The 25,434-nt window shown below is 72.2% G+C and carries 27 protein-coding genes and 2 tRNA genes; 16 read left to right on the forward strand and 13 right to left on the reverse strand.

What is annotated here, in order from left to right; translation table 11 throughout:
- Positions 1–33: 33 nt before the first annotated feature.
- From CTJ15_RS15735 to CTJ15_RS15755, 5 genes are all read right to left on the reverse strand, one after another.
- Entirely contained in the window at positions 34–1,203 is a 1,170-nt protein-coding gene (locus tag CTJ15_RS15735; RefSeq protein WP_075822328.1) for an iron-containing alcohol dehydrogenase, read from the reverse strand.
- Between the two features lie 179 nt (positions 1,204–1,382).
- Positions 1,383–1,640, reverse strand: coding sequence for a GlsB/YeaQ/YmgE family stress response membrane protein (locus CTJ15_RS15740; protein WP_019461902.1), 258 nt, complete (start codon positions 1,638–1,640; stop codon positions 1,383–1,385).
- Between the two features lie 142 nt (positions 1,641–1,782).
- Positions 1,783–3,060, reverse strand: a complete 1,278-nt coding sequence (locus CTJ15_RS15745; RefSeq protein WP_075822329.1) for a TIGR03862 family flavoprotein — start codon at positions 3,058–3,060, stop codon at positions 1,783–1,785.
- Positions 3,057–4,742: a M3 family oligoendopeptidase gene (locus tag CTJ15_RS15750; protein WP_099781686.1), complete on the reverse strand. Its 1,686-nt coding sequence runs from the start codon at positions 4,740–4,742 to the stop codon at positions 3,057–3,059. Before CTJ15_RS15750 ends, CTJ15_RS15745 begins: the two co-directional genes overlap by 4 nt.
- 51 nt (positions 4,743–4,793) lie before the next feature.
- Complete coding sequence (locus tag CTJ15_RS15755; protein WP_226945954.1) at positions 4,794–6,116, reverse strand: Hsp70 family protein; 1,323 nt, start codon at positions 6,114–6,116, stop codon at positions 4,794–4,796.
- A gap of 162 nt (positions 6,117–6,278) precedes the next feature.
- Here CTJ15_RS15755 and CTJ15_RS15760 point away from each other — a divergent pair, with 162 nt between their 5' ends.
- The 8 genes from CTJ15_RS15760 (at position 6,279) to CTJ15_RS15795 (ending at position 11,229) form a co-directional block, all read left to right on the forward strand.
- Positions 6,279–6,932 (forward strand): glutathione S-transferase family protein, encoded by a 654-nt coding sequence (locus CTJ15_RS15760; protein ID WP_075821172.1) that lies wholly within the window; start codon positions 6,279–6,281, stop codon positions 6,930–6,932.
- A 181-nt stretch (positions 6,933–7,113) separates the two neighbouring features.
- Positions 7,114–7,569, forward strand: a complete 456-nt coding sequence (locus tag CTJ15_RS15765; protein WP_075821173.1) for a hypothetical protein — start codon at positions 7,114–7,116, stop codon at positions 7,567–7,569.
- A complete protein-coding gene (locus tag CTJ15_RS15770) occupies positions 7,566–7,841 on the forward strand; it encodes a hypothetical protein (RefSeq protein WP_019461896.1) in 276 nt (91 codons plus the stop codon). The genes CTJ15_RS15765 and CTJ15_RS15770 overlap by 4 nt, the downstream gene beginning before the upstream one ends.
- Positions 7,838–8,131 (forward strand): monovalent cation/H(+) antiporter subunit G, encoded by a 294-nt coding sequence (locus tag CTJ15_RS15775; RefSeq protein WP_075821174.1) that lies wholly within the window; start codon positions 7,838–7,840, stop codon positions 8,129–8,131. Before CTJ15_RS15770 ends, CTJ15_RS15775 begins: the two co-directional genes overlap by 4 nt.
- Entirely contained in the window at positions 8,128–8,388 is a 261-nt protein-coding gene (locus tag CTJ15_RS15780) for a DUF4040 domain-containing protein (protein ID WP_075821175.1), read from the forward strand. Before CTJ15_RS15775 ends, CTJ15_RS15780 begins: the two co-directional genes overlap by 4 nt.
- Positions 8,385–9,143, forward strand: a complete 759-nt coding sequence (locus tag CTJ15_RS15785; RefSeq protein ID WP_075821176.1) for an MnhB domain-containing protein — start codon at positions 8,385–8,387, stop codon at positions 9,141–9,143. Before CTJ15_RS15780 ends, CTJ15_RS15785 begins: the two co-directional genes overlap by 4 nt.
- Positions 9,140–9,484 (forward strand): sodium:proton antiporter, encoded by a 345-nt coding sequence (locus tag CTJ15_RS15790; RefSeq protein ID WP_075821177.1) that lies wholly within the window; start codon positions 9,140–9,142, stop codon positions 9,482–9,484. The genes CTJ15_RS15785 and CTJ15_RS15790 overlap by 4 nt, the downstream gene beginning before the upstream one ends.
- Positions 9,481–11,229 carry a complex I subunit 5 family protein gene (locus CTJ15_RS15795; protein ID WP_083755328.1) on the forward strand — a complete coding sequence of 583 codons (1,749 nt, stop codon included), beginning with the start codon at positions 9,481–9,483 and terminating at the stop codon, positions 11,227–11,229. Before CTJ15_RS15790 ends, CTJ15_RS15795 begins: the two co-directional genes overlap by 4 nt.
- 149 nt (positions 11,230–11,378) lie before the next feature.
- Here the strand turns inward: CTJ15_RS15795 and proB are convergent, their stop codons facing one another.
- From proB to rplU, 4 genes are all read right to left on the reverse strand, one after another.
- Positions 11,379–12,491, reverse strand: coding sequence for a glutamate 5-kinase (gene proB, locus CTJ15_RS15800; protein ID WP_019461890.1), 1,113 nt, complete (start codon positions 12,489–12,491; stop codon positions 11,379–11,381).
- On the reverse strand, positions 12,488–13,498 hold the full coding sequence (gene obgE / locus CTJ15_RS15805; RefSeq protein WP_019461889.1) for a GTPase ObgE: 1,011 nt from the start codon (positions 13,496–13,498) through the stop codon (positions 12,488–12,490). Before obgE ends, proB begins: the two co-directional genes overlap by 4 nt.
- Positions 13,499–13,614: 116 nt before the next feature.
- Positions 13,615–13,896: a 50S ribosomal protein L27 gene (rpmA, locus tag CTJ15_RS15810; RefSeq protein WP_019461888.1), complete on the reverse strand. Its 282-nt coding sequence runs from the start codon at positions 13,894–13,896 to the stop codon at positions 13,615–13,617.
- 25 nt (positions 13,897–13,921) lie between these two features.
- The gene (gene rplU / locus CTJ15_RS15815; protein WP_027282736.1) at positions 13,922–14,239 is read right to left on the reverse strand and encodes a 50S ribosomal protein L21; all 318 of its coding nucleotides are present in this window, start codon (positions 14,237–14,239) and stop codon (positions 13,922–13,924) included.
- Positions 14,240–14,430: 191 nt separating this feature from the next.
- Between rplU and CTJ15_RS15820 the strand changes: the two genes are divergently transcribed.
- Positions 14,431–14,520, forward strand: a tRNA-Ser gene (locus CTJ15_RS15820).
- A gap of 196 nt (positions 14,521–14,716) precedes the next feature.
- A tRNA-Sec gene (locus CTJ15_RS24080) sits at positions 14,717–14,807 on the forward strand.
- Positions 14,808–14,847: 40 nt separating this feature from the next.
- Here CTJ15_RS24080 and CTJ15_RS15825 read toward each other — a convergent pair.
- The gene (locus CTJ15_RS15825; protein ID WP_099781688.1) at positions 14,848–16,539 is read right to left on the reverse strand and encodes a dihydroxyacetone kinase family protein; all 1,692 of its coding nucleotides are present in this window, start codon (positions 16,537–16,539) and stop codon (positions 14,848–14,850) included.
- Positions 16,540–16,564: 25 nt separating this feature from the next.
- On the reverse strand, positions 16,565–17,992 hold the full coding sequence (locus CTJ15_RS15830) for an FAD-binding oxidoreductase (protein WP_075823418.1): 1,428 nt from the start codon (positions 17,990–17,992) through the stop codon (positions 16,565–16,567).
- A 311-nt stretch (positions 17,993–18,303) separates the two neighbouring features.
- Here CTJ15_RS15830 and CTJ15_RS15835 point away from each other — a divergent pair, with 311 nt between their 5' ends.
- The 6 genes from CTJ15_RS15835 (at position 18,304) to CTJ15_RS15860 (ending at position 24,424) form a co-directional block, all read left to right on the forward strand.
- Positions 18,304–20,148, forward strand: coding sequence for an ABC transporter permease (locus CTJ15_RS15835; RefSeq protein ID WP_019461884.1), 1,845 nt, complete (start codon positions 18,304–18,306; stop codon positions 20,146–20,148).
- A gap of 361 nt (positions 20,149–20,509) precedes the next feature.
- A complete protein-coding gene (locus tag CTJ15_RS15840) occupies positions 20,510–21,274 on the forward strand; it encodes an ABC transporter ATP-binding protein (RefSeq protein WP_075823453.1) in 765 nt (254 codons plus the stop codon).
- A complete protein-coding gene (locus CTJ15_RS15845) occupies positions 21,274–21,975 on the forward strand; it encodes an ABC transporter ATP-binding protein (RefSeq protein WP_099781689.1) in 702 nt (233 codons plus the stop codon). The genes CTJ15_RS15840 and CTJ15_RS15845 overlap by 1 nt, the downstream gene beginning before the upstream one ends.
- Positions 21,976–22,107: 132 nt before the next feature.
- The gene (locus CTJ15_RS15850; protein ID WP_099781690.1) at positions 22,108–23,499 is read left to right on the forward strand and encodes an FAD/NAD(P)-binding protein; all 1,392 of its coding nucleotides are present in this window, start codon (positions 22,108–22,110) and stop codon (positions 23,497–23,499) included.
- A 47-nt stretch (positions 23,500–23,546) separates the two neighbouring features.
- Complete coding sequence (locus tag CTJ15_RS15855) at positions 23,547–23,987, forward strand: response regulator (protein WP_216348675.1); 441 nt, start codon at positions 23,547–23,549, stop codon at positions 23,985–23,987.
- Complete coding sequence (locus CTJ15_RS15860) at positions 23,984–24,424, forward strand: CBS domain-containing protein (protein WP_019461879.1); 441 nt, start codon at positions 23,984–23,986, stop codon at positions 24,422–24,424. The genes CTJ15_RS15855 and CTJ15_RS15860 overlap by 4 nt, the downstream gene beginning before the upstream one ends.
- Positions 24,425–24,448: 24 nt before the next feature.
- Here CTJ15_RS15860 and CTJ15_RS15865 read toward each other — a convergent pair whose 3' ends face one another.
- Both CTJ15_RS15865 and CTJ15_RS15870 read right to left on the reverse strand, forming a co-directional pair.
- Positions 24,449–24,886, reverse strand: coding sequence for an HNH endonuclease (locus CTJ15_RS15865; protein ID WP_075822956.1), 438 nt, complete (start codon positions 24,884–24,886; stop codon positions 24,449–24,451).
- Positions 24,887–25,066: 180 nt separating this feature from the next.
- Positions 25,067–25,432 (reverse strand): hypothetical protein, encoded by a 366-nt coding sequence (locus CTJ15_RS15870; RefSeq protein ID WP_019461011.1) that lies wholly within the window; start codon positions 25,430–25,432, stop codon positions 25,067–25,069.
- Positions 25,433–25,434 lie beyond the last annotated feature (2 nt).

A 25,434-nucleotide genomic window follows, 5' to 3' on the forward strand; every position in this document is an offset into this window, starting at 1 on the left:
CCGCCGGGAAGAAACGGGGGCATGAGGCTGCGGCTATCCTCCATACACCTCCCGGTACAGCCCGATGATCTCCTCCTTCCCCGGCACGCGCGGGTTGTTGCCGGGGCTGCCGGAGGCCAGGGCCTGTTCCGCCATCAGGGGCAGGAGCGTGTTCCAGCGCCGCTCCTCGATCCCCCAGGCGGCGGGGGACGGCACCGCGAGGTCACGGTTCAGCGCGCGCAGGGCCTCGACCAGCCGGGCCGCGGCGGCCTGGTCCCCCTCCTCCGGCCCCGCCACGCCCATGATCCGCGCCGCCTCGGCATAGCGCGGCAGGGCACCCGGTAGGCTGTAGGCGGTCACGGCGGGCAGCAGCATGGCGTTGGACAACCCGTGCGGCACATGGAAATGCGCGCCCAGCGGGCGGGACATGCCATGCACCAACGCGACCGAGGCGTTGGAAAAGGCGAGCCCCGCCAGCAGGGCACCGCGCATCATGGCCTCCCGCGCCGCAACATCGTCCGGCCGGGCATAGGCGGCTCGCAGGTTGGGCACGATGAGGCGCATGGCCTGGCGGGCATAGTCGTCGGAGAAGGGGTTCGCCCGGCGGGACACGAAAGCTTCCAGTGCATGGGTCAGGCTGTCCACGCCGGTATCGGCGGTGATCCGGGGCGGGACGGTCCAGCTCAGCTCGTGGTCCACGATGGCGGCCAGGGGCAGGGCGCCCAGGCCGGCGATCAGCATCTTCTCGTCGCGTTCCGTGTCGGTGACGATGGTGAAGCGGGTGGCCTCGCTGCCGGTGCCGGCCGTGGTGGGGATGCAGATCACCGGCAGGGCACCGCGATCCGCCCGGGCGGGGAACTTCACGCTGCGGATATGGGTGCCGGGTTCCAGCGCGGCCTGGATGGCCATGGCCTTGGCGGTGTCCATCGGGCTGCCGCCGCCGAAGCCGATCAGGCAATCATGCCGGGCACCGCGCAGGCGCTCCACGCCCGCCGCCACCACCGTGTCGGTGGGATCGGGCACGGTGTCGGAGAAGACGGCCGGTTCGAGCCCGGCCTGCCGCAGCGGCTCCAGGCAACGTTCCACCATGCCGGAGGAGACCATCCAGGGATCGGTCACCACCAGGGGTCGGGACAGCCCGAACTGCGCCAGCACCTCGGCGACCTGCGCCACCGCGCCGCCGCCCAGGAGGATCAGCCGGGGCGTGACCAGGGAAACCAGCATTCTTCTTCCTCCCTTTTCGAGGAGGGAAGCATCGCGGATATCCCGGGATGCGTGAAGAGCAGCCGGGCAGTGGGGAAGTACCCTCCGCCACCCGGAAGCGGGCAAGAAAAAACCGGAGCCCGCTATGCCGGCTCCGGTTCCTTCATGACGCGCAGGTGCTCCGCCTGGAGGCTCTTTCCTCAGACGGAGTTCGAGCGTCGGGCCACCATGCGGTAGATGAAGAGGACGATAACCGCGCCGACAATGGAGGCGATGAACCCGGCTCCCTGTCCTGGTCCGTACCAGCCGACGGCCTGGCCGAGATAGGTGGCCACCACGGCGCCGATGATGCCCAGGATCGTGGTGATGATGAAGCCGCCAGGGTCACGCCCAGGCATCAGGAACTTGGCGACCAGGCCCACGATGAAGCCGATGATGATGGTCCAGATGATGCCCACTTCGGTGTCTCCGGAAACGTTGTGAAACCTTGAGCGCCGGCATGGCGGATGGGTTTCCTGCGGGACTGCGGGAATCGTCGCGGAGCAGGCGGGGGAATAGCCGGTGGACGAGAAGAGACGAGCGCGAGCCTTCCCTTGCCCCCTACGGCACCGGCGGAACCGTTTCCGGCAGACGCAGCCAGTGCTGCATTCCTTCCGCCGCCGCGCGGCCGGTGCTGAAACAGGCCTGGAGCAGGTAGCCCCCGGTCGGCGCCTCCCAGTCCAGCATCTCCCCCGCGGCGAAGATGCCGGGACGGCGGCGGAGCATGAAGTTCGCGTCCAATGCCTCTCTGCCAATGCCGCCCGCCGAGGAAATGGCGCGCTCGATCGGCCTGATCCCTGTCAGGCGCAGCGGGAGCGCCTTGACCAGCCCTGCCAGCCGCGCCGGTTCCGACAGGCTGTCCGGTGCCTCCCGCGCCGCCTCCCGCAGCAGGCCGATGGCCACGGGCGGCAGGGCCAGGGTCTTGCGCAGGAAGTTGGAAAGGGATTGCCCGCGACGGGGCGCGGAAAGGCGCCGCAGCACGTCCTCGGCTGGAAGGTCGGGCCGGAGATCGAGTTGCGGCACCGCTTCTCCCCGGAGGGCGATGGCTTCGCGCAAGGGGGCGGAAAGGGCGTAGAACACCCCGCCTTCCAGCCCCTCGGCCGTCACGACGGCCTCGCCCCGGACCGTGTGGCCCTCGAAATGCAGGGCGATGCGCTTCAGCGGCTCGCCGGCGGCACGTTCGCGGAACAGGGGCGACCAGTCGAGGGTGAAGCCGGCATTGGCAGGGCGGAGCGGCGAGATGGCGATCCCGGCATCGCGCAGGACCGGCACCCAGGCGGCGTCCGAGCCCAGGCGCGGCCAGGAGGCGCCGCCCAGGGCGAGGAGCGTGGCATCGGCCCGCCATGCGAAGGCTTCAGCCCCCTCGGGCTCGAAGAGCAGCCTTCCCTGCCTGTCCCAGCCGGTCCAGCGGTGCCGTGGGCGCAGGCGGACGCCCAGCGCATCCAGCCGGCGCAGCCAGGCGCGCAATAGGGGCGCCGCCTTGAAGGCGGTGGGAAAGACGCGGCCGCTGCTGCCGGTGAAGGTCGGCTGGCCGAGATCCTCGCACCAGCGGCGCAGCGCTTCGGGCGGGAAGGCGCGGATGGCGGCCTCCAGCCAGTCGTGGGCCGCGCCATAGCGGGGGAGGAAGGCGTCCAGCGGCTCGCTGTGGGTCAGGTTCAGGCCGCCGCGCCCGGCGATCAGCAGCTTGCGGGCCGGGGAAGGCATACGGTCGAAGACGGTGACGGCGCAGCCCGCCCCGGCCAGGCATTCCGCGGCGAAGAGCCCGGCGGGGCCGGCGCCGATCACCGCGACCGCCGCCGCGCCTCCGGGCCGCCCTTTCTCCGGGGAGGCCGCCGTCACGCCCCGAGCACGGCCTCGGCCTCGCGCACCACCTCGGCCAGGGCGCCCGGCTCGAAGGGGGAGACGAGGCCGGCGGAGCGGACGAGTTCGCCGAAGGGGGCGGAGCCGCCCTGGCCGCAAAGGGCGACATAGGCCTCCAGCGTGCCCGCGTAGTCGCGGCGGGACTTCACCCAGAGCTGCATCGCGCAGCAGAGCGCCAGGGTGTAGTCGATGTAGTAGAAGGGCGAACGGTAGATGTGGTGCTTGGCCTGCCAGCGCCCGCCCCGCGCCGGATGGGCGAGGTCGCCGTAATCCGTCCAGGGCATGTAGAGCTTCTCCAGCCGCTGCCAGGTCGCGTGGCGCTCGGCCGGGGTGGCCCCGGGGTTGGCATAAACCTCGTGCTGGAAGTGATCGACGCAGACGCCATAGGGCAGGAAGGCGAGCGAGGTGATCAGGTGCAGGCGGCGGAAGCGGTCGGCGGCGCCGGGTTCCACCATCTTCTCCATCTGTGGCCAGGTAAGGAATTCGAGGCCCATGGAATGGATCTCCGCCGCCTCCATGGTCGGCCAGAGATAGTCGATGCCCGGCTGCTCGCGGCTTTCCCAGTTCTGGAAGGCGTGCCCCATCTCGTGCGTGAAGACGCCGATATCGTGGTTGGTGCCGTTGAAGTTGGCGAAGATGAAGGGCACCCCATAGCTGGGGAAGGAGGTGCAGAAGCCGCCGCCCGCCTTGCCCGGACGGTTCTTCAGGTCGAGGAAGCCGCCCTCGTGCATCAGGCGGTAGAAATCGCCCAGGCGCGGGTCCATCGCGTCGAACATTGCCTGGGCGCGGGTCACGAGCAGGTCGTGGCAGCCCGCGGGCTTCGGGTTGCCCTGGGGATCGACCAGCGCCTCATCCCAGAAATACAGCTTCTCCCAGCCATTCTCGCGGCGCTGCCGCTCCATCAGGCGGGAGACCAGGGGCACGACATGCTCCGCCACCTGCTCGCGGTAGCGGGCCACGTCCTCCGGCCCGTAATCCACCCGGCGCATGTTGCGGTAGGCGAGCGGGGTGTAGCTGTCATAGCCCAGCTTGCGCGCCATGCCGTCGCGCAGCTTCACCAGCCCGTCGTAGATCGCGTCCAGCTCCTTCGCGTTCGCCTCGAAGAAGCTCCAGCGCAGGCGTTCGGCGCGGTGGCGGGTGTCGCGGTCCAGGTCCTCGGCATAGGGGGCGAGGCCGGCGAGGTTCACCGACTTGCCGCCGATCTCGAAGCGGGCGGAGGCGAGCAGCGCGGTGTAGCGGGCGCCGAGCTTCGCCTCCTCCTCCAGGTCCTTCGCGATCGCCGGCTCGAAGGTGGTGATGTCTGTTTCCCAGAGGCGCAGCGCATGGGCGCCGGCGAGGCGCTCCAGCGCCCGGCGATCCGGCTCGGCCAGGAGGCGGCGCTTGACGGCGACCTCGTGCTCCGTCGCGACCGGGGCCAGGGCATCGGCGTATTCGCGCGCCGCCCTGACCTCCTCGTCGGTGGTATCCTGCGAGAAGCGCAGGTGCACCAGGGAGCTCCAGGTCTCGTATTCGCGCCGCAGCCGGTCCCATTCCTCCAGCGCCTCGGCATGGCCGGAGGTGCCGGGGCGGCCCAGCAGCGCCTCGATGACGGCGTATCGCGCGGAGAGGCTTTCCCGGCTCGGCGTCGCGGCGTCGATGTCCTCGAAGCGGATCTGGCTCATGGCGGTTCTTCCCGTTCGGGCTGTTCTTTCGGGGGGCGGTGCCCTCCGGCGCTACCTATCCTGCGCCTCGGCGCCGATCAGCGCGAGGCCCTCCGCCACCGAGACAAACTCGCTGCCGCCCGCCACCCGCTCCGGGCCAAAGCGGCGCTCGAAGAGGTGCCGTACCGCCGGGACCAGGGAGGTGCCGCCAGTGAGGAAGACGCGGTCCACCTCTCCTTCCCGCAGGCCCGCATCGGCCAGGGCGCGGTCCACCGCTGCCTCGAACTGGGCCAGCTCCGGGGCGATCCAGCGCTCGAAATCGGCGCGGGCCACCTCCTCCTCCAGCCGGAAGCCCTCATGCTCGAAGCGCAGCGTGGTGGAGGGCGCGCGGGAGAGCGCGGCCTTGGCGCCGGAGACGGCCTGGTAGAGCGCGTAGCCCGCCTCCTCCTCGATGAAGCGGATCAGGTGGTGCAGGCGCTCGGGGTGGTCGGCGGTGCGGGCGACCTCCTCGATCTCGCGCAGGGTGCGCGGGGCGCGCATGAGGGAGAGCCGGTGCCAGCGGGCGAAGTTGGCGTACCATCCGGGCGGCACGGGCAGGTCCTTGCCCATGATCTGGTAGCTGGTGCCCTTGCCGAAGCGCGGCGAGACCACATGATCGATGATGCGGTAGTCCAGCGCATCGCCGGCGATGCCGACGCCGGCATGGCCGAGCGGCGCGACGCGGCGCGGCGGGCCGGGCTCGAAGCGCAGGATCGAGAAGTCGCTGGTGCCGCCGCCGAAATCCCCGACCAGCACGGTGGCCGCGCCGTCGAGGGTGCTGGCGAAGCGGTGCCCGGCGGCCTCGGGTTCCAGCGCCACCTGGATCCGCCCCTGGCCGGCGGCGCGGAAGCCATCGCGCAGCCGGGCCTCGCCCAGCGCGTCGTCCGCCGTTTCCCCCACGAAGCGCACCGGCCGGCCGGCCACGATATGCGCGCCCTGCGGCAGGCCGCCCGCCGAGTCGAAGAGGCCGTTGAGCAGCAGGCCGACGAGTTGGTCGAGGGCGTAGGAGCGGCCGAAGACGCGGGTCTCCATCAGGCTCCGCTGCGCCAGGTAGCTCTTGATCGACATGATCAGGCGGCTGGCGAGCGGGTCCTCCAGATAGGCCTCGATGGCGCGGGGGCCGGCGGCGTGGCGGGTGGCGGCGCGGCCCGCGGCCCCGTGCTCCGTCCAGAAGCAGAGCACGGAGCGGAAGGTGTCCAGCACCTCCCGCCCCACGGCGTAGCGGGCGGTGGTGACGGAGCCGTCCGGCTGCAGCGTGGCGATGACGCTGTTGGTGGTGCCGAAGTCGATGCCCAGGACAGGCCCCACCGAGGCACCCATGGCGGAACGGCCCATGGCAGCATGGGGAGAGGACATGGAGCGGCTCCGCTGGGTCGAGGGGGGCGCGTCTTAGAGCCAAAAGCGACGGGCGGGGCAAGGGGTGGGGCGGCGTTTTCCGCGTAACGGGCCGCACGGGCGACGCTTCAGCGCGTTAACCTTTCCCGCGCCGCTCCCGCGCCGCGCAACAGGGAGGCCACGATGCTGACTGTCCACCACCTGAACAATTCCCGCTCCCAGCGGGTGCTCTGGCTGCTGGAGGAGCTGGGGGTGCCTTACGAGGTGAAGCGCTACGAACGCGACCCGCAGACCATGCAGGCGCCGCCGGAGTTGCGGGCGGTGCATCCGCTGGGGAAGTCCCCGGTCGTCACCGACGAGGGGATGGTCCTGGCCGAGACCGGTGCGATCGTGGAATACATCCTGGACCGGCACGGCCAGGGGCGGCTCCAGCCGGCCAAGGACGGGCCGCACTGGTGGCCCTACCGGTACTGGATGCATCACGCCGAGGGGTCGGCCATGCCGCCGCTGGTGATGACGCTGCTGCTCAACCGCGCCGCGGAGAAGGTTCCGCCGGAGGCCCGCGATGCCATGCTGAAAATCCGCGACGGCTTCGTGGCGCCCGGCCTGGAGCGGATGAAGCAGTATTGGAACGACGCCCTTTCGGGGACGGGCTGGTTCGCCGGGCCGGAAATGACGGCGGCGGACATCATGATGAGCTTCCCGCTCGAAGCCGCGGCGCAGCGCGCGCCCTTCGGCGAGGCGCGGCCGAACCCGGCGCGCTTCCTGGCGCGCATCCATGACCTGCCGGCCTACCGGCGGGCGCTGGAACGGGGCGGGCCCTATGCCTATGCGTGACGGAAGCCGGTGTTCCGCCGCGGACAGCCGTCGCATGAGCTGGCGGCCGAGGGCGGGCCCGCCGGTTCTCGCCGCCTTCACGCCCCTGCGGCGCAAGGGCACGCAACCCACCGGCTGCGGAAAGGGTTAGCAGCGAGACTTGCCCCGGGAACTCCTGGAGGCATGACGTCGTGGGGCCGCCATGCCACTGCGCCTGATTGCGCTGATGCTCCTCTACCTGCTCTTCGCCGGGCAGGTGGATGGTGAGGAAGTCCTGGCCGCGCTGCTCTGTGGCGGCCTGGCGGCGGCCCTGTCGCTGGCGCTGCGCCGCATCGCGCCCCATCGCCTCGGCTGGCCCAGGCCACCGGCCCGGCTCCTCCTGGCGCTGCCACTCACGCTGTTGCGGGAAACGGCGCTGACGGCCGCCGCGCTGTGCCGCGCCGCAAGCGGCAGGGAGATGCGGCCAGGGAAGATACGGGAGATCCCCGTTGCCCAGGGGAATGACCCAGGCAGCCTGACGCGGCGCGGCCTGTCGATCCTACGGCTGTCCCTGGCGCCGAACGGCTATGTCACGGACGACTCGGCGCAGCCGGGGCTTTGGCCGCTGCACCAGCTGGTGCCTCGTCCGGTTGACGGCGACGAGACATGGCCAGGATGACGGGCCCGCTCGCAAGTCCCGCCGGCCTCTGGCTTCTTGCCCTGGGGGCGCTGGTGCCAGCCTTCGCGGTCCCGGCCGCCATGGCGATACGCGGGCGGGTCGGCAGCCGGCTGGTGGCCGCGCAACTCGCCCTTTCCGTCGCAACGCTCATCCTCGTGGCGATGAGCTTCGCGTTCGATCTGCCATCGATCATCGACCTGCCCTTTGCCCTGGTGCTGCTGTCGCTGCCGGGAACGCTGGTGATGACGATCTTCCTGGAACGCTGGCTGTGAGCACGCTGCTGGCGGCCTGCCTTCTCCTGACCGTGGCGGCGGTCTGGCTCGGCGTCCTCGGCGCCGCGCGGTTGCGCGATCCGCTGGACCGCCTGCACGCGGTGACCTTCGTGAACATCGCAGGCGGCGCGGCGGTGACGGCGGCGGCCTTCGTGACGGACGGGGTCAGCGGACGCTCCCTCAAGATCACCCTGATGGTGCTGCTCTCCTGGGCCATCGGCGCGGCGCTGGCGCATGCCACCGGCCGGGCCCTGCTCCGGCGGGACCACAAGGGGGCGGAAACGGGATGAGCCTTCTGCTGGCCATGCTGTTCCTGCTTGTCGCGGCGACGGGCACCGGGGTGGCGCTGTCGCGCCAACCGCACCGGCAGGTGATGGCCATGGCCGCCCATGGCCTGGCCCTGACCATGCTTTTCACGGCCCTGCAGGCGCCCGATGTCGCCTTCTCCCAGCTCGTGGTGGGCACGGCGGCGCTGCCGCTGCTGTTCCTGGTGGTCCTGGCGAACCTGCGGCTCCGGCAGCGGCGCCCGAACGGGGACGGATCGTGACGCCACGCCTGCGCTGCCTCCTGGCCTGGGTGTCGGCCCTTTGCCTGCTGCCCTGGGCGGCTGCGGTGATCCACGCCATGCCGGAGTTCGGGAACCACCCCCTGCCCTATGGCGATGCCGTCAACCGGCTCGGCCCGGCGGAGCGGCAGGTCACCAACATGGTGACGGCGGTGAATTTCGACCTGCGCGGCTTCGACACGCTGGGCGAGGAGGTCATGCTGCTCGCCGCCGTGGTGGGCACCACGGTCATCCTGCGCGGTGCGCGTGGCGAGAAGACGATGGACCGCGCGGCCACCTGTCAGGGCCGCCCCATCGCACCGCGCAGCCCGGGCGTGATCCTGCTCTGCCGCGTGCTGGCGCCGATGACGCTGCTCTATGGCCTGTATGTCGTGCTGCACGCCGCGCTGACGCCCGGCGGCGGCTTCCAGGGTGGCATGATCATCGGCTCCGGCCTGTTGCTCGTGTGGCTGGGGGAGCGGTACGGAACATGGAGGCGCGTGGTGCGGGGCCATGCGCTCCATGCGGCCGAGGCTGGCGGCGCGGCGCTCTACGCGCTGGTGGGGATGGGGGCACTGCTCAGTGGCGGCGCCTTTCTCGCCAATCTGCTGCCGCTCGGCGAGATGGGAAGCCTCCTGTCCGGCGGGATCATCCCTGTTGTCAACCTGGGCGTCGGGCTGGCTGTGGCCGGCGGCTTCGGGATGCTCTTCCTGGAGTTCCTGGAGGAGACCCGCGTGGCGGGAGAGGACGGGCCATGACGCTGCTGCCGTGGCTGGTCAGCGTCTGGCTCTTCGCCATCGGCCTCTACGGCATTCTCACCAGCCGGCATTATGTCCACCTGATCGCCTGCCTCTCGGTCACGCAGTCGGGCACCTACGTCCTGCTGCTGGCCGCGGGCTTCCGGTGGCAAGCCGGTCCGCCGGTCTTCCACGACCACCCGCCCGGCACACCCGCAGTGGATCCGGTGGTACAGGCGCTGGTGCTCACCGACATCGTCGTGGGTGCGGCGGTGACAGCGCTTCTGCTGGCGCTGGCGCTGCAACTGCACAAGCGGAGGGGCACGCTCGATCCCCGGCGCCTGCAGACGCTGCGGAAGTGACCTCCCCGCTCCCTCCCCTGGTCGTGGCGGTGCCGATCCTGATGGCGGCCCTGCTTCTCGCCGCCGGCCGCGTGCTGCCGCGGCGCGCCCCCGACATCCTGGCCATCCTGACCGCGTTGGGCGTGGCGGCGCTGGGGGCCTGGATGGCGCGCCTGTCGATGGCGGGCCCCCTGCTGCACTGGTTCGGCGGCTGGGCGATGCATGGGGATATCCCGATCGGCATCGCCTTCTCGGCCGATCCGGCCGGGGCGGCGATGGTCGGCTTGGTCGGCCTGATCGTGGCCTCGGCCTGCCTCTTCGCCTGGGGGTTCTTCGAGGAGGTGGGCGCGCAGTTCCATGTGCTGATGCTGCTCTTCCTGGCGGCGATGGCGGGGTTCTGCCTGACGCGCGACCTGTTCAACCTCTTCGTCTGGTTCGAGGTGATGAGCGTGGCGGCCTTCGCCCTCACCGCCTACCGGCTGGAGGAATCCGCCCTGACCGGGGCGCTGAACTTCACGGTCACCAACAGCCTGGGCGCGATCATGATGCTGGCCGGGATCGGCCTGCTCTATGCCCGGCTCGGGCGGCTAGACATGGTGGCGCTCGGCGAACGCGCGGGCGCGGTGACCGCCGCCACCGGCCATGACCCGGTGCTGCTGGGTGCCTTCTGCCTGCTGGTGGCGGCGCTGCTGATCAAGGCGGCGACGGTGCCCTTCCATCTCTGGCTGTCGGACGCGCATGCGGTGGCACCGAGCCCGGTCTCCATGGTCTTCTCCGGCGTCATGGTCTCGATGGGCCTGTTCGGCCTGGCCCGGCTCACCGGCACGGTCTTCGCGCATGTTCCCGCCGTGACGGAGAATGCCCATGCGCTGCTGCTCTGGCTGGGCGCGGCCAGCGCGCTGATCGGCGGCGCGGCCTGCCTGTCGCAGCGTCACGTGAAGCGCATGCTGGCTTTCTCCACCATCTCCCATACAGGGATCATGCTGATGGGCCTGGCCATGCTGCGGGAGGACGGAACGGCCGGCATGCTGGCCTATATGGCCGGGCATGGGATGGTGAAGGCGTCGCTCTTCGCCCTGGCCGGCGTGCTGCTGGCGACACTGGGCGGGATCGACGAGATCGGCCTGCGCGGCCGTGGCCGCCCGATCTGGCCGGCCGGGATCGCCTTCCTGCTGGCCGGGCTGCTGCTGGCAGGCCTGCCGGCCGGGCTGATGGATACGGGCATGGTGCTGCTGGAAAATGCCGCGAAGCAGGAGCCGCATCCCTGGCTGGTACTGGCGGTGCCGCTTGGAGCGGGGCTGACGGGCGGCGCCGTGCTCCGGGTCACCGGCCGGATCTTCCTGGGCTGGGGCGGGATGCCGGGTGAGGAGGAACATGTGCCCGGCGAGGAGGCGGAGAAGGCGAACCGGCCGCTCTGGCTGATGCTGCTGCCGGTCGGGGTCCTGCTGTTCCTGGTCCTGGCGGCGGGCCCCTTTGCCGAGGAGTTCGCACGGCAGGCGACCCGGCAGCTCTGGGCCGCCCCGCCATCGCCCACGCCCACGGGACATTCCTTCCTTTCCTGGATGGGGCTGGTCCTTGCCCTGGCGATCGCCGGCTGGGATCTCGGACGGCGCCACCTGCCCCGCCCTGTCAGGAATGGGGTGGGTCTGGTGATACGCCCGTTGCTGACCGGATTGCAGGGGCTGCACAGCGGATTGATCAGCGACGAGGTGACCTGGATCCTGGCGGGGCTCGCCCTTCTGTCCCTGGCCTTCGCACTGGGCTGATACCGGCCTGCGGCGGAAGGTCATTCCCCCCGTCGGGCGGTTGGACAGGGCCGGGGTGGGTGCGCCGAAATGCCCAGGCTCCACGATCCGCCGCCCGGCACCGTCCCGGGCGCAGCCGGCCGGGGCGTGTTCTTCCTGTCCGGAAGCGTTCAGAGCAGGACGAGATCGTCCCTGTGGATGATCTCGTCACGGCCGCGCAGGCCGAGGATGGCCTCGATCTCGTCGGTATGGCGGCCGGCGATGCGCTGGGCGGCGTCGGCGTCATAGGCGGAAAGGCCGCGGGCGATCTCGCGGCCGGCCTCGTCGCGGATGGAGATGGGGTCGCCGCGCGTGAAGCTGCCCGAGACCTCCCGCACCCCGGCGGGGAGGAGCGAGGAGCCGTTGCGGAGCGCGCGGACAGCGCCGGCATCCACCGTGACGGCGCCATGGGGGGCGAGGCTGCCGGCGATCCAGGCCTTGCGGGCGCTGCGGCCCTCGGGCGCCGGAAGGAACCAGGTGCAACGGCCGCCTTCGAGCAGGTGCCGCAGCGGGTTCAGGCGGGTGCCCAGGGCAATGGCCATGGCGCAGCCGGCGCCGGTGGCGATCTTCGCGGCCAGGAGCTTGGTGCGCATGCCGCCGGAGGAATAGCCGGGCGGCGGCTCGCCCCCCATGGCCATGATCTCGTCGGTGATGCGCTCGATTGCCGGGAGGTGCCGGGCCTCCGGGTCGCGGCGCGGGTCGGCCGTGTAGAGGCCGTCGATGTCGGAGAGCAGGACCAGGGCATCGGCCTGCACCATCTCCGCCACCCGGGCGGCGAGGCGGTCATTGTCGCCGAAGCGGATCTCCGCCGTGGCGACCGTGTCGTTCTCGTTGATCACCGGCACACAGCCCAGGCCCAGCAGGGTGGAGAGCGTGGCGCGGGCGTTCAGGTAGCGGCGGCGGTCCTCGCTGTCCTCCAGGGTCAGGAGGAGCTGGGCGGCGGCGATGCCATGGGCGGCGAAGGCGCCCTGCCAGGCACCGGCGAGGCGGATCTGGCCGACAGCGGCGGCGGCCTGCTTTTCCTCCAGCCGCAGGCGCGGCTGGGTCAGGCCCAGGACGCGGCGGGCCAGGGCGATGGCGCCGGAGGAGACCAGGACAACCTCGGCTCCACCTTCGCGCAGCGCGGCGAGGTCGGCGGCGACGGAGGCGAGCCAGGCCTCGCGCGGCGCGGCGGTCTCCGGGTCCACCACCAGGGCGGAGCCAACCTTGACGACGATCCGCTTCGCGGTGCGCAGGTCGATCATGCGGTGCGTTCCGCCCGGTCGGCGGCCACGGCGTCGGCCAGGGCGCGGAGCACTTCCGGCACGCCCTCGCCCGTGGCGCCGCTGATCAGCATGACCGGGCGGCCGGTGGCACGCTCCAGCGCCTTGATGCGGGAGGTGCGGGCCTGCGGCGTCATGGCGTCGGTCTTGTTGAGGGCCAGGATCTCGGGCTTGTCGGTCAGGTCGGCGCCGTATTCCTCCAGCTCGCCGCGCACGGTCTTCCAGGCGGCGGCCGGATCGGCCTGGGTGCCGTCGATCAGGTGCAGCAGCACGGCGCAGCGCTCGATATGGCCCAGGAAGCGGGTGCCGAGGCCGGCCCCCTCCGCCGCGCCCTCGATCAGCCCGGGGATGTCGGCCAGGACGAATTCCTCGGAGGCGTTGAGGCGCACCACGCCGAGCTGCGGATGCAGGGTGGTGAAGGGGTAGTCGGCGATCTTGGGCCGGGCGGCGGAGACGGCGGCGAGGAAGGTGCTCTTGCCGGCATTGGGCAGGCCGACGAGGCCGGCATCGGCGATCAGCTTGAGCCGCAGCCAGACCCAGCGTTCCTCGCCCGGATAGCCCTTGTCGGCGCGGCGCGGGGCGCGGTTGGTCGAGGTCTTGTAGTGCGCGTTGCCATGGCCGCCGTCGCCGCCGCGGCAGAGCGTGGCACGCTGCCCGGCCTCGGTGAGGTCGGCCAGGACGGTCTCCTTGTCCTCGTCCAGCACCACCGTGCCGACGGGGACCTTGAGCACCACATCCTCGCTGCCCGCGCCGGTGCGGTCGGAGCCGGCGCCGTTGCCGCCCTTGCGGGCGCGGAAATGCTGGGCATAGCGGTAGTCGATCAGGGTGTTCAGCCCCTCCACCGCCTCGACCACGACATCGCCGCCCCGGCCGCCATTGCCGCCGTCCGGGCCGCCGAACTCGATGTACTTCTCGCGGCGGAAGGCCACGACGCCGTCACCGCCGTCGCCTGCCTTCAGGTAGACCTTCGCTTCGTCGAGGAACTTCATCGGTTCGGGAGCCTGAAGAGGGAGTGCGGGACCACCGGAATGGAGCCCTGAAACGACGAACGGGGGCCGCGAGGGCCCCCGTCCGGTAAGACGAGCCGTTGGTAGGGGGCGCGTGGTTACTCGGCGGCCACCGGGGCAGCCACCGGGCGCGGGTCCACGGAGACCATCACGCGGCCCTCGGCCTTGCGGTCGAACTTCACGACGCCATCGGCCACGGCCTGGATGGAGTGGTCGCGGGAAACGAGCACGTTGCGGCCCGGCAGCATCTTGGTGCCGCGCTGGGTCACGATGATGCAGCCGGACTTCACCGCCTGGCCGCCATAGAGCTTCACGCCGAGGCGCTTGCCGGCGGAGTCGCGACCGTTGCGGGAGGAACCGCCAGCCTTCTTATGAGCCATGGTGGGGTTTTCCTGTGTTTCTGGATCAGGCCGCGGCGATGTCGCCGATGCGCAGCACGGTCATGTGCTGGCGATGGCCATTCTTGCGGCGGCTGTTCTGGCGGCGACGCTTCTTGAAGACGATCACCTTGTCGCCGCGGGTCTGCTCGATCACCGTGGCGGTCACCGAGGCGCCGGCCACGGTGGGGGCGCCGATCGTCAGCCCGGACTCGCCGCCGAGGACGAGGACGTCCTGGAAGGTCACGGTCTGGCCGGCTTCGGCCTCGAGCTTCTCGACGACCAGCACGGCGTTCGGGGTGACGCGGTACTGCTTGCCGCCCGTGCGGATCACTGCGTAGGTCATTGTTACGCCTGCTCTATTCAAGTCGATGGTGAGGCCGCGAGCGGCACTGCGGCGTCACCTGGGGGATCTGCCGGGAGGCGGCGGATATAGCGAGCCCACCCTGGGGGAGTCAACGCAGAACCGCCCTTCCCCCCGTTGCGCTCAGCGCATTCCACCTCTATACGCGGCGCCGAAGCCTGTTCGGGCGGCGCGGAGAGGTGCCGGAGTGGTCGAACGGGTCGGTCTCGAAAACCGAAGTACGGGCAACTGTACCGTGGGTTCGAATCCCACCCTCTCCGCCAGATCGTACGCTCCCGACCATTGCCATGATGCGCCCGGGCCATCCTGGATGGCCAGGGATTTGCGCGCAACGAGAAGGCCTTTCGGGTGGAGATGCCGCCCGGGGCGAGGAGCGCCGTGAGGCCGCGGTCCCATTGAATGAGTCGGCCCGACGTCAGCGGCTTGATCGGGCCGGGGTTCCGGCGTAGCTCCCGCTCCGGAAGAGAAACATCCCCGGTGGGGTGCACGGACTTCAAATCCGATGGGAGGCGCTGCGCGTCTCCGGTGGGTTCGACTCCCTCCTCTTCCGCCGTCTGCCCTTACCGGGAAGCCACGCCCCCTCAGCGGCTTCAGGACGGCACGGCGGCCAGCGCGCGCAGCCAGACCACGGCCGCGGCGGCCCCCGCATCCGGCACGCCGAGTGCGCGCTCCCCGAGATAGCTGGCCCGGCCCAGCCGGGGCCGCATCCGGGCGGTCCGCTCCGCGCCGTCCCCGGCGGCCCGCACGGCGGCGGCCCAGGCCTCGGGCGCCGGGCGGCCCGCTTCGAGTTCCGCCTGGAAGGCTTCCGCTGCCGGGTGCAGCGCATCCAGCATGGTCCGGTCGCCGGGCCTCGCACCGCCGAGTTCCGCGATGGCGTCCACGCCCCGCTGGAGGGCCGCGGCCCAGTCGGCCAGGCCGGGCTCCGGTGGCAGGCCGCGCGCCGCGCGCAGCAGGGCCGTGGCGTAGAAGGGGCCGGAACTTCCCGCGATGGCCCGGCGCAGCGCGCCGCCGATCCGCGCCAGGGTTTCCGGCGCATCGGCGAAGGCGGTCTCCGGCAAGGCCCGGATGGCCGCTGCGCCGCGCGCCAGGCTGATCCCCAGATCGCCATCCCCGGCCCGGCTGTCGAGCGCGGTCAGCTCCGCCTCGGCGGCCTCCACCGCCGCCGCCACGGCCAGGGCCGCCCGCCGCAACGGGCCGGAAAGCGGACCGGACGCACGCTCCGCCGCATCCCCGTCGGCCGGGGCCGGGGCCGGGACCAGGCCCGGCCGGGCGGGGACATGGCCGCCACCGGGCCAGGCCGGAGCGCCGGCCGGCGCATCGAGCAGATCCCGCCGCGCCTCGTCCAGCCGCAGCAGGGAGAGCGAGCAGCCCGGCATTTCCAGCGCGGTCAGGAAGTTCCCGGCCCAGGCCCGCTCCACCACGAGGCCCCGTTCCCGCAGCAGGAACAGGGCGCGGCGGGCGACGATGGCCAGCTCCATCGGCGGCGTGCCGCCCAGCCCGTTGACCAGCAGCGCGACATGGTCCCCGGCCCGCAGCCCGCGATCCTCCAGGATGGCGGCGAGCAGCGTTTCCACCAGCCCGTCCGCCGGCCGCAGCACACCGCGCTCCACGCCCTGCTCGCCATGGATGCCGAGGCCGAGTTCCACCTCCTCCTCGCCCAGCGCGAAGCCGGGCTGCCCGGCGGCCGGCACGGTGCAGGCGCCCAGCGCCACGCCCATGCTGCCGGTCTCCGCCGCGGCCTCGCGCGCCAGCCGCGCCACTTCCGCCAGGGGCAGCCCCTGTTCCGCCGCGGCACCGGCGAGCTTGTGCACCAGCACCGTGCCGGCGATGCCGCGCCGCCGCTCCGGCTCCACCGTGGCGCGCAGGGCGACGTCGTCGGCCACCACGACGATCTCCGCCGGGATGCCTTCCGCCCGCGCCAGCTCGGCGGCGAGGCCGAAGTTCAGCCGGTCGCCGGTGTAGTTCTTGACCACCAGCAGCGCCCCGGCCGGGCCCGCCACCGCCCTGATGCCCGCCAGCACCGCATCGGTGCTCGGCGAGGTGAAGACGTCGCCCGTCACCGCCGCCGAGAGCATCCCCTCCCCGACATAGCCCGCATGGGCCGGCTCGTGCCCCGCCCCGCCGCCGGAGATCACCGCCACCTTGCGCCGTGCCGCTTCCGGCAGCCCGGCGCGGATGACGACATCCTCGCCCTCCAGCAGGGCCTGGGCCGGGTTGAGGGCCACCAGCCCCTCCAGCATCTCCCGCACCACGTGGCGGGGGTCGTTCACCAGCTTCTTCATGCGTCCTCCTCCCTCCTCTTCCCGGTCAGGCCCCGTCACACGGCGGCAGCAGCTTGCCGGGATTCATGATCCCGTGCGGATCGAAGGCCCGCTTGATGGCCCACATCAGGTCCAGCGCCCCGCCATGCTCCTTGGCCATCAGGTCCAGCTTGTGCAACCCGATCCCGTGCTCGCCGGAACACGTGCCGCCCAGCCGGATGGCACGCTCCCCGGTGCGGTGCGCCAGGGTCTGGGCGCGCTCGCGCTCCCCCGGAACGGCGGCGTCGAAGAGGATGCCCAGGTGGAAATTGCCGTCGCCGACATGGCCGATCAGCGGCGCTTCCAGTCCCGTCGCCGCGATATCCGCTTCCGTCTCCAGGATGCAGGCGGCGAGTTCGGAGATGGGCACGCAGGCATCCGTGCCCATCAGGGCGCGGCCCCGGCCATGCGCCAGGTTGGCCGGCAGGGCGTCGTGCCGGGCCTTCCAGAGCCGGGAACGGTCCTCCGGCCGCCGCGCCCAGGCGAAGCCGCCGCCGCCGGCCCCCGTCGCCAGGGCCTCCACCGCCAGCGCCTGTTCCTCCACCGCCGCAGGGCTGCCATGGAATTCGAGGAACAGGGTCGGCAGCGCCTCCAGCCCTTCCAGGCGGGAGAAGGCGATGCAGCAGCGCATCTGCGGCGCATTGGCGAATTCCATCCGCGCCACCGGGATACCGGATTGCAGCACGCCCACCGCGACCTCCAGCGCCGCCTCGACGGAGGGAAACTGGCAGGTGGCGGCCGAGACCGCCTCGGGCAGGCCCTGCAGGCGGAGCTGCACCTCGGTGATGATGCCCAGCGTGCCCTCGCTGCCGAGGAAGAGGCGGGTCAGATCGTAGCCGCTGGCCGATTTCCGCGCCCGCGTGCCGGTGCGCAGGATGCGGCCATCCGCCGTCACCACCGTCAGGCCCAGCACGTTCTCGCGCATCGTGCCATAGCGCACTGCGCCGGTGCCGGAAGCGCGGGTGGCCGCCATGCCGCCCAGCGTGGCATCCGCCCCGGGATCGACCGGAAAGAACAGCCCGTCGCCACGCAGCGCCTCGTTGAGCCGCAGCCGCCGCACACCCGCCTGCACGCGGCAGTCCAGCGCGGCGGGCGAGACGTCGAGGATCGCGTCCATCAGCGACAGGTCCATGGTCACGCCGCCCTGGATCGCGACGACCTGCCCCTCCACCGAGGTGCCGGCCCCGAAGGGGATCAGCGGCACCCGCGCCTCGTGGCAGAGGCGCGCCACGGCGGCGACCTCCCCGTTGTCGCGCGGACGCACCACGGCATCGGGCGGGGCGTCGTCGGGCAGGGCCTCGCCATGGCCGTAATGGGCACGGGCGGCGGGGCTGGTCAGCACCGGCTCCCGCAGCGCGGCCTGCAGGGCGGGGAGAAGGGTGGCGATGCCGGCACGAGGCCAGCAGGCTGCCGTGGTGGCCGGGTCCGGCAACATGCGATGGTTTCTCCCCCCGATGGTCAGGGGGCGAGGTTTCCGCCCTCCTTCCATCCCGTCAATGCGGGTGGGAGCATGGCGGAACAGCCCGGAGGCCCCGGCCCGGAAACCGGAAAACCGTGGCGGGGCCGGGAGGGCGCAACGGGAACCGGCGCGGCGGCGCATTCCGCGCGAATTTGCGGCGCAAGCCCGGCGACGATGGGAAGGCCATCGGCTATCGAAACTGGCATGGGAACCTTCCACGACCTGCCGGAGCACCGGGGAAAGCCGTTGGCCGTGCCCCGAATGCCTGAACGGGACGCATCCGGCCCATGACCGAAACCTTCCTGCCCACCCTGCTGACGGGGCTGGCCGGGGCCTCCTCGCTCTTCCTGGTGGCTTCGGGCCTGACGATCCTCTTCGGCGTCACGCGGATCGTGAACTTCTCGCATGGCAGCCTGACCATGCTCGGCGCCTATATCGGCTGGAGCATCCTGACGCGCCTGCCGCGCGATCCGGAATGGTTCGTGCTGGGCGTGCTGCTCACCGCGCTCGCCACGGGGCTGATCGGCGCGGTGCTGGAACTGGCGGTGATGCGCCGCGTGTACCGGGCGCCGGAACTGTTCCAGTTGCTGGCCACCTTCGGCGTGGTGCTGATCCTGCAGGACCTCACGCTGCGCCTCTGGGGCCCGGCGGAGCTTTCCCTGCCCCGCCCGCGCTGGATGCGCGGCTTCGTGGAGATCGCCGGCAGCCGCTTTCCCTTCTACGACCTGCTGCTCATCGCGGCCGGGCCGGTGGTGCTGGGCCTGCTCTGGCTGCTGCTGCACCGGACGCGCTGGGGCACGCTGCTGCGCGCCGCGACGCTGGACCGGGAAATGGCGGCGGCGCTGGGCGTGAACCAGCGCCTGCTCTTCACCTCGGTCTTCGCCCTGGGCGCCGGGCTGGCCGGGCTGGGCGGCGCGCTGTCCCTGCCCAATGCCTCGGCCAACCTCCAGATCGACCTGTCGGTGATCACCGAAGCCTTCGTGGTCGTGGTGGTGGGTGGGCTGGGCAGCCTGGCGGGCGCCTTCCTGGCCAGCCTGCTGATCGGCGTGCTGCAGGCCTTCGGCGTGGCGCTGCTGCCGCAGAGCACGCTGGTGCTGGTCTTCCTGGTGATGGCGGCGGTGCTGGTGCTGCGCCCGAACGGGCTGCTCGGCAGGCCCCAGGCGGAGGCGCGGGAGGCGATGGCCGCCGCGCCGGTGATCCGCCCCGCCCCGCCCGCCCTGCGCGCGCTGGGCCTCGCGGCGCTGCTGCTGGCCGCCTCCGCGCCCTTCTGGCTCGGGGACTATGCGCTCAGCGTGCTGACCGAGGCCTGCGTGGCGCTGGTCTTCGCGGCCAGCCTGCACTTCATGATGGGACCGGGCGGGCTCGCCAGCTTCGGCCATGCCGCCTGGTTCGGCATCGGCGCCTATGCCGCCGGGCTGCTGGCCCAGGACCTGTCCGCCCCCATGCCTCTGGCGCTGCTGGGCGCGCCGCTCGCCGCCGGGCTGGTGGCGGGACTGTTCGGCTGGTTCGTGGTGCGGCTCTCCGGCATCTACCTCGCCATGCTCACCCTGGCCTTCGCGCAGATCACCTGGGCCGTCGCCTTCCAGTGGGTCGGGCTGACCGGCGGCGACAACGGGCTGCTTGGCCTCTGGCCGCAGGGCTGGGCGCGCGATCCGCGCGTCTTCTACGCGCTGGCACTGGCGCTGGCCGTGGCCACGGTGCTGCTGCTGCGCCGGATGCTCTATGCCCCCTATGGCTATGCCCTCCGCGCGGCGCGGGATTCGGCGCTGCGGGCGGAGGCGATCGGCCTCGACGTGTCACGGCTGCGCATCCTGGCCCTGGCGGTGGCCGGGGCGGCGGCGGGCCTGTCCGGTGCACTCTTCGCCTATGCCAAGGGCGGCGTCTTCCCGACCTACATCGCCATCCCGCATTCGGTGGAGGCCTTGCTGATGGTGCTGCTGGGCGGGCTCCAGACGATGAGCGGCCCGGTGGTGGGCGCGCTCGCCTATACCGGCCTCGCCGACCTCCTGGTCCGCAGCACCGATCTCTGGCGCCTCGTGCTGGGCGCCGTGATCCTGCTGGTCGTGGTGGCCTTCCCCGAAGGCATCGCCGGCGCGGCGCGGCGCCTCTGGCTGCGGGGACGCGAGGCGTGAGGCGCCTTGTTGCCGTCGTGCCGCGGGGGAAAGGCTCCGCCCTTTCCCCCGCACCCCCTTATCCGCCAGGACCCTGCGGGCCCTGGCCCCCATTCGCCGGCTCTTCGCTGCCGGCCGGATCGCGCTGGAGAGCATGGCTCTCCGGCAACCGTCCGGGCCGCCCGTACGGACATCGTGCTTTCCTTTCTTCGGGAGACCCACTGATCCACCTGCCCCCCGGGTTCAGACGGGAGACCGGCCTTGCCACCCCGAGGCCACTCCAGGCGGGGTCCGGGGAGATACTATCTCCCCGGCGGAGGGGGGCCGGGGGCAGGCGGAGCCTCCCCCGGGGCCGGCAACGGGCGCGACACCGGACCGGCGCATGAGCCTGCTCGTGGCACAGGGCCTGCGGAAGTCCTTTGGCGGGGTAACGGCGGTCTCCGATGTCTCCTTCGCACTGGCGGCGGGGGAGATGCTGGCGCTGATCGGCCCGAACGGCGCCGGGAAGTCCACCTGCTTCAACATGGTGGGCGGGCAGTTGCGGCCGGATGCCGGGCGGCTGACCCTGGAGGGGCGGGAGATCGCCGGCCTTTCGCCCCGCGCCATCGCACGGCGGGGGGTGGGGCGGACCTTCCAGGTCACCGCCACCTTCGGTTCCATGACACTGCGCGAGAACGTGCAGCTCGCCCTCCTGGCGCGGGAGGGGAAGGTCTGGCGCTTCTGGCAGCCCCTGGCGGGGCACCATCGGGCGGAAGCCGGGGCGCTGCTGGAACAGGCGGGGCTGGCGGAGCAGGCGGAACGCGCCGCCGGGGTGCTGGCCTATGGCGACCTGAAGCGGCTGGAACTGGCCGTCGCCCTCGCCGCCCGCCCGCGACTGCTGCTGATGGACGAGCCCACCGCCGGCATGGCCCCGGCGGAGCGCGAGGCGCTGATGCGGCTGGTGCGGCGGATCGCCACGGAACAGGGCATCGCCGTGCTGTTTACCGAGCACGACATGGACGTGGTCTTCGGCGTTTCCGACCGCATCCTGGTGCTGGACCATGGCCGGCTGATCGCCGAGGGCGATGCGGCCGCCATCCGCGCCGATCCGGCGGTGCGGGAGATTTACCTGGGCACCGGAAGCACGCAACAGGGGGCGGCGGGCTGATGCTGGAGGTCGCGGATCTCGTCAGCGGCTATGGCCGCGCCCGCATCCTGCGGGGCCTCTCCTTCCGGATCGGGGCGGGCGAGCTGGTGATGCTGCTGGGCCGCAACGGCGCGGGCAAGAGCACCACGCTCAGGACCGTCATGGGCCTGCTGCGGGCCGAGAGCGGCAGCATCCGCCTTGCCGGACAGGAGATCGCGGGATGGGAGCCGCACCGCATCGCCCGCGCCGGCCTCGGCTACGTGCCGGAGGAACGGCGGATCTTCGCCGATCTCACGGTGATGGAGAACCTGGAGGTCGGCCGGCAGGCGCCGCGCGCGGGGCTGCCGGCCTGGACGCCGGAACGGCTCTTCGCGCTCTTCCCCAATCTCGGGCAGATGCGCGACCGGCCGGGCGGGCGGATGAGCGGCGGCGAGCAGCAGATGCTGACCATCGCGCGCACCCTGATGGGCAATCCGCGCCTGCTGCTGCTGGACGAGCCTGGCGAGGGCCTGGCGCCGGTGATCGTGGAGCAGATGGCGCAGGCCGTGCTGCGGCTGAAGGCCGAGGGGCTGACCATCCTCCTGGCCGAGCAGAACCCGCATTTCGCCGGGGGCGTGGCGGATCGCGCGGTGGTGCTGGAAAAAGGCCAGGCGGTCTGGAGCGGCACGCCGGAGGCACTGGCGGCGGACGAGGCGCTGCGGCGGCGCCACCTGGCGGTGTAGCCTTCCCCCCAAGGACCGCCGGGGAATTTTCATCCCCCTGAATGACGTTCGGGAGAAGATACGACCCCGGCGACCCCGGAAAAGGGGATGGGTCGTTTGCCCGCCTCCGATCCGCTCCGCTAGGCTGCGGCCATGGATCAGCCGGTCGAGATCGCCATCGTCGGCGGGGGCTTCACGGGGACCCTGCTGGCCGTCCTTCTGCGCACGAGGCTTCCGGCCGGGCGGCAAGTCCTCCTCTTCGAGCCGCGCCCCGAGCCTGGCCGCGGCCCGGCCTATGGGGAAGCGGGGCGCTGGCACGTCCTCAATGCCCCGGCCGGAGGCATGAGCGCCCTGGCCACGGAGCCCGACCACTTCGCCCGATGGCTGGCGGCGCAGCCGCCGAACGCCCTCTGCCCGGCGGAGGCGCGCGACAAGCCCGCCGCCCGCCGTTTCGCGCCGCGCCAGCTCTACGGGCGCTACATGCTCTCGCTGCTGGAGGAGGCCCGGCGCGGGCCGGGGGCGGAGATCCGCCATGTGCCTCGGGCGGTTTCCGCGATCCGGCGCGACGCGGAGGGGCTGTGGCGCATCGAGGCCGGGACGGCGGGTTGCCGGGCGCGTGTCTGCGTGCTTGCCCTGGGAAACGCGCCCGCGAATCCGGTCGAGGGGGCCCGCCAGGGCCTGTCCGGGCTGCACGACCTGCCGCCGGAGGACGCGGTGCTGCTGCTGGGCAGCGGCCTGACCATGGTGGACCACCTGCTGGCCCTGCGCGCGCAGGGACATCGCGGCCCGGTGCATGTGGTTTCGCGCCATGGCTGGCTGCCCTTGCCGCACGTCGCCGCGCCGCCTGCCATCCCGGTGGACACGGCCTGGTGCCTGAACAGGCCGCCGCGGCCCCTGACCGTGCTGGGCCTGTCGCGCTGGCTGCGGCGGGAGGCGGCGCGGGCCCAGGCCGCTGGCCAGCCCTGGCAGGCGGTGATGGATGCCGTCCGGCCGCAGGTCCAGGCGCTGTGGCGTGGGCTGCCGCTGGCGGAGCGGCGGCGCTTCCTGCGCCATGCCCGCACGGCCTGGAGCCTGCACCGGCACCGTATCGCGCCGGAGATCTTCGCCGTGGTAGGGGAGATGGTGGAGAGCGGGCAGGTGGCGGTCCATGCCGCCCGGCTGGAATCCTGCGCCGCCGGGCCGGGTGGAGGTCTCCGGGCCATGCTGCGCCACCGGGACGGCCGGCGGGAGGAACGGACCGTGGCGCGGCTGCAGCTCTGCACCGGCCCGGCCGGGGGGCGCCACTGGCTCCGGCACCCGGCCGTCGCGGGGCTGGCCTCGGCGGGGCTGGCGCGGCTCGATCCGCTGGAACTCGGCCTCGACACGGCGCCCGGCAGCGACGCCGTGCTGGACCGGGGTGGCGAGCCCGTTCCCGGCCTCCATGCCATCGGCCCCTGCGCCCCCGGTGGCCTCTGGGAGATCACGGCCGTGGCGGAGATCCGGCGGCAGGTGGCGGGCCTCGCCGAAAGGCTGGCGCCCTCGCCCTGCTCCCCGCCGGCGGCATGACCCCCCCTGCGTCCCGGCGGCAACCCGCGGGGATGTGCGGCGCTTCGATGACAGACCGGCTCCGGCGCCGGATCGCCCCCGTGGAAGGTGCCGCCCAGGACCATGACGTGACCCGGATTCTGCTGGTGGAGGACCATGAGGACCTGCGGGACGCGCTGTCCCGGAGGCTGGAGCGGCGGGGCTTCCATGTCGTGCTGGCGCCGGATGGGGAGACCGGGCTGCGCCGGGCCCTGATGGAGCAACCCGACGTGATCCTGCTGGACATGAACCTGCCGCTCCGTGATGGCTGGAGCGTGGCCCGCTCCCTGCGTGGCGCGGAGGGCGAGGCCGCCCGCATTCCGATCATCGCGCTGACGGCGCATGGCCTGTCCGCCAGCCCGGCCGATCTGGCGGCGGCGGGGTTCGATGCCTACCACCCCAAGCCGGTGGACTTCCCGCGCCTGCTGGAACAGATCGACGAGGCCCTGCTCGGCCGGGATGAGCCATGAGCGCCGCCCTGCGGGTGACGGATATCATGGCCACGGAGGTGGAGTTCGTCGCACCGGACGCGCCGGTGCGGGAGGCGGCGGAGCTGATGGGCGAGATCGAGGTCGGCGCCCTGCCGGTGGGCTCGCCGGAGCGGCTCGAAGGCATCGTCACCGATCGCGACATCCTCTACCGCCTGGTCGCGCGGGGGCTGGACCCGAACCGGATCCAGGTGCGCGAGGTGATGTCGCGCCCGGCCGTCACCTGCCGGGAAGGCGATACGCTGCATGCGGCCATGGACCTGATGGCCGCGCACCATCTCCGCCGCCTGCCTGTCACGAACGAGGCCGGGCAGGTCGCCGGCTGGCTGACGCTGGCCGACCTGTCCCGGCACCTGCTGGTGGAGGATGCCCCGTTGCAGGAGGCGCTGCGCCGCCTGACGGAAGGAGGAGAGGCCTGACCTCCCGAGGCCGGGCCTCCCCGTTCAGCGCGGCTTGTGGCCGCGGCACCAGCCCAGCCTGTCCGCCCGGTCCACGTTGCAGCGTCGGCAGGCGACGGCCAGGTTGCAGGGCCGGTTCCCGCCGCCCTGCTTGCGCGGCAGGATGTGCTCGAAGCTCGGACGGTCGTCCGGGTCCGGCGCATCCGCCTCCATCCGCTTGCCGCAATGGCAGCATCGGTGGTTCTGCTCCGCCGAAAGCCGCTCGCGCAACCTGGGCGAGTTCCATTCCACGAAGCCGTAGAGCCGCGCCTCCTCCGACAGCAGCTGCCGGTGATAGGCTTCCCAGTCGTTCACGGCGCTGCTGGCCGGGTAGCACTCGCCCCGGTGGCGCGCCCAGGCCAGGTCACATTCCCGGGCGACCGGATCGGCGGTGGAGCCCCTGGCGCCGGCCAGGGAGCCAGCGGTCCGGGTGATCCTGTTCATGCTGCCTGCGCGCGGTCGCGCCTCCCTGCAAGGAAGAGGCTGCCATGGCCAAGGGCCTTCGCCTGGCCCGGGACAGGCATCCCGTGCGGGGATGGCCCTGCCGGCCCACGATCGCTGGAAGCGTCATCGCGGGCCCTGGCATCCTCCTCCGTGGCCGGAGCTGCTCCTCGCCAGCCACCGTTACCGGGCGGCCAGCATGGAGTGCCGCGGAGCATGGGGGCCGGTGCCGAAGCCGCCGCCCACCGCGCTGGAGCCCGAGCCCGAGAAGTCGGTGGGCGAGGCGCCCGGGCTGTTCTGCGTCAGCATCACCCGCTCGGCGGCATAGGGCGAGCCGATGCCGATGGCCGAGGAGCCGGCATTGCTGACGTTCAGCGGGGTGGCGCCGGCGAGGGCGCGGGTGGTGTCCTCGTAGGAGGGGGTGCCGCTCACGCTCGAGGAGCCGGAATTGGAGAAGTCTGTCACTTCGGCCTGAGCCGCCAGCGGGGCGAAGGCGCCCAGCGAAAGGGTCAGGGCGGCGATGGCGAGACGGCTGGAAAACCTGGACATGG

This window comes from Roseomonas sp. FDAARGOS_362, assembly GCF_002754815.1.
Classification (GTDB): domain Bacteria; phylum Pseudomonadota; class Alphaproteobacteria; order Acetobacterales; family Acetobacteraceae; genus Roseomonas; species Roseomonas mucosa.